At 41.0% G+C, this 2,682-nt stretch carries 4 protein-coding genes; all 4 read left to right on the top strand.

Going from position 1 to position 2,682, the window contains the following annotated elements; genetic code table 11:
* A partial coding sequence (locus ABWV45_RS15400; protein ID WP_353352610.1) for a transposase occupies positions 1–787 on the top strand: 787 nt, incomplete at its 5' end.
* Between the two features lie 166 nt (positions 788–953).
* Positions 954–1,361, top strand: a complete 408-nt coding sequence (locus tag ABWV45_RS15405) for a hypothetical protein (RefSeq protein ID WP_353352611.1) — start codon at positions 954–956, stop codon at positions 1,359–1,361.
* Between the two features lie 46 nt (positions 1,362–1,407).
* Entirely contained in the window at positions 1,408–1,725 is a 318-nt protein-coding gene (locus ABWV45_RS15410; RefSeq protein WP_353352612.1) for a hypothetical protein, read from the top strand.
* A 124-nt stretch (positions 1,726–1,849) separates the two neighbouring features.
* Entirely contained in the window at positions 1,850–2,440 is a 591-nt protein-coding gene (locus tag ABWV45_RS15415; protein WP_353352613.1) for a hypothetical protein, read from the top strand.
* The last annotated feature ends 242 nt before the right edge of the window (positions 2,441–2,682 follow it).

The following is a 2,682-nucleotide window of genomic DNA, read 5'->3' on the forward strand; positions in this document are numbered from 1 at the left end:
TCAGATTATTATTGATGCTCAAGCCTTCGGAGAAGGGCAAGAACATCATACATTAAGACCGATTATTGAAAAGATTCAAGATAAATATCAACGTCTTAATATCAGTGAAAATATCTATAAAGACAAAACCATCGTTACAGCAGACACTGGCTTTGCGAACGAAGCGAATATGAAATACCTGTATGAATCGGGTGTTAATGCTTACGTGCCGGATAACCAGTTTAGAAGTCGTGACCCTAAATTTTCCGAACAGAAAAAGAAATACGGTAAGCGCCATCAAAATGAAAAGAAACAAGGTCGAACGCGTAATGTTATTCCTCCTAGCGAGTTTAATTTTGATCCCGTAAACCTTATCTGTGTTTGCCCCGCAGGTGAAACCTTAAGCTATCAAGCGACAAGAATATCAGAATCTGGTGCGCCAAAAGCTTTTTTCAATGGGCGGATCATGCAATGTCGAAATTGCGAGTTAAAAACAAAATGCATGCAAAACCCAGCATCGGCGGATCATCGAAAAGGAAGTGGGAGGCAGGTATCATTTACATTGTCAGATAAGCGCAAGCCAACTTATACAGATTGGATGAAACACCGAGTGGACAGCAAAGAAGGTAAACAAATCTACAGCCATAGAATGTCAGTAGTGGAGCCTGTTTTTGCAAACATTGGAACGAATAAGAAACTTAATCGCTTTAGTTTACGAGGAAAAGAAAAAGTAGAGTCCCAATGGAAGCTGTATTGTATGGTTCATAATATTGAGAAAATAGCGAATTATGGGCAGTTGAGTCATTAAGTGAGTCGAGCAGAGCGAAAGTAGGCGTAATTTTCACTATTGCCGCTATTTTTTGTTGCAAGTTGAAACTGATGTGGCAAATTAACGGTTAAATAAATTATTTAAATATGGGTGTGTAGAATACTGGGGGATATTGGTTTTTCTACAGCCTCGTTAGGCAACTAAGATGGAATTTATTCAAGCACTATACATTGGGTTATACGCTGTACTCTTGGTGGTACCATTTTGTGTGGCGTATTATTTTAGAAAGCGATTTACAGGTATTCTTAGCTTGCTTTCCGTTATTGCTATTTCGGCAATTTTGATGAGTGGCATAGTTATAGCTCAGTGGCTTGGGTACGATTGGTATTTGGGGTACAAAATTGCGCCATTGGATCGTGATGGCGACGGAATTTGGTCCGCAGACGAAGCCGCCACCTGGCCCCCCGAGGATCATAAAAATATGGATTCCTATATTGGTGATGGCGGGCGGAATGTATTCGCTGCAATAATATTCCCATTGTTTTCTCTAGTATATTCAACGGCTGCTACGTTATTCTACTGGCTTATTGCTTGGCTTGTATCAAGGCGTTAGGTGCTAGAGAGGTAACGTGAGATCTTTAATCTTTGCAAGCGTAATCATGTCTTCAGTTGTTACTGCTGAAACACTTACGACGGATAATTTTATTTTTAAAATAGAGCGCGACTGTGAAGAGGGGGAAGTAACTTGCGATACGATAAAATTCACTTACTCTCCTGCTGGTTTCGAAAAAAAGCAAACTGTCATCGGTAAAGCCGTGCACACGATGTGCGCTGACGGTATTACTCCATGTGCATTTCAAGGCTACGAGTTTCTAGCTGATGGGGCAAAATACTTTATTCGCAATTCGGGTGTGGTGGAGGTCATTGATGATGAGGGTAACCAGCTGATGGTAGAGCAAGGTGAATGGCAGCGCTAAAAGCACCTAACAAGGCGGTCAATCTGACGTCTATTCCGTCGCTTGCTTATGTGGCGGTCGCTACGCTGCCAGAACACAATCAACTACATAGCCGCAGCTTACCGCGGCGTTAGGTGTATTGGGTATGAAATTATTTACTGTAATTATTATTGGCATACTTACTTCTCCTTTCGTATTTTCTAGTGAAGAGCTAGATCAATACCTTTTTTTTAATGGCGTCGAATTAGAAAAATCAAAAATATCTGATGTACAGAAACGATTTGGTAGTACCGAAGTAAAGAAAGAGGGGGATGCAGCGGATTCATATACTGGAATCTGTTATAGGCTTACGAATAAGAATTCAACAGTCTACTTTGAATCTGGTGAGATGGGTGGCGGCAGTATTATTCTTACCTTTAAAGTTTTACTTGAGAATGAAAGTAAGTTTCTTTGTAAAGAAATTGAAGAGGGTGGTGTACTTGAATTAAAACTGGGCACTCTTTCACTTGGAATGAACCTTAGTGATGCTGTTAAGTCACTTCCAATTAACACTCATTCAAGAAGAGGATTGAGGTTTACTTATTGGAATAAAAGACCGTTTACGAAACAACAGCTAGCCGAGACAGGAATAGAAGGGTTGAAATCTGCCCTTTGGGATGAATACATCACTATCGACCTTATTGGAAAGGGAAATTTGCTAACTGGATTTCAGGTTTCAAAGGTGACAGTGTGGTAATCCGACCGCCTAGTATCAAGTTTGAAGTGCGACAATAACCATCAAATCCCATATTACATTTCCTCTGGTGTTTTGTAGTTGAACCGCTTCCTCGGCCGACTGTTAATTTGTGGTGCGATCTGATCGCAGCGTTGCTGAGTTATACTAGCTATACTCTCAGTCTTTGGTAAGTACTGGAGAATCAGCACGCAGGTTGGGTAAGTGAGGTACGAACGCCTCCCGACATTGCACACGTCGGATGA

The organism is Oceaniserpentilla sp. 4NH20-0058 (assembly GCF_040371755.1).
Lineage (GTDB): Bacteria > Pseudomonadota > Gammaproteobacteria > Pseudomonadales > Oceanobacteraceae > Bermanella.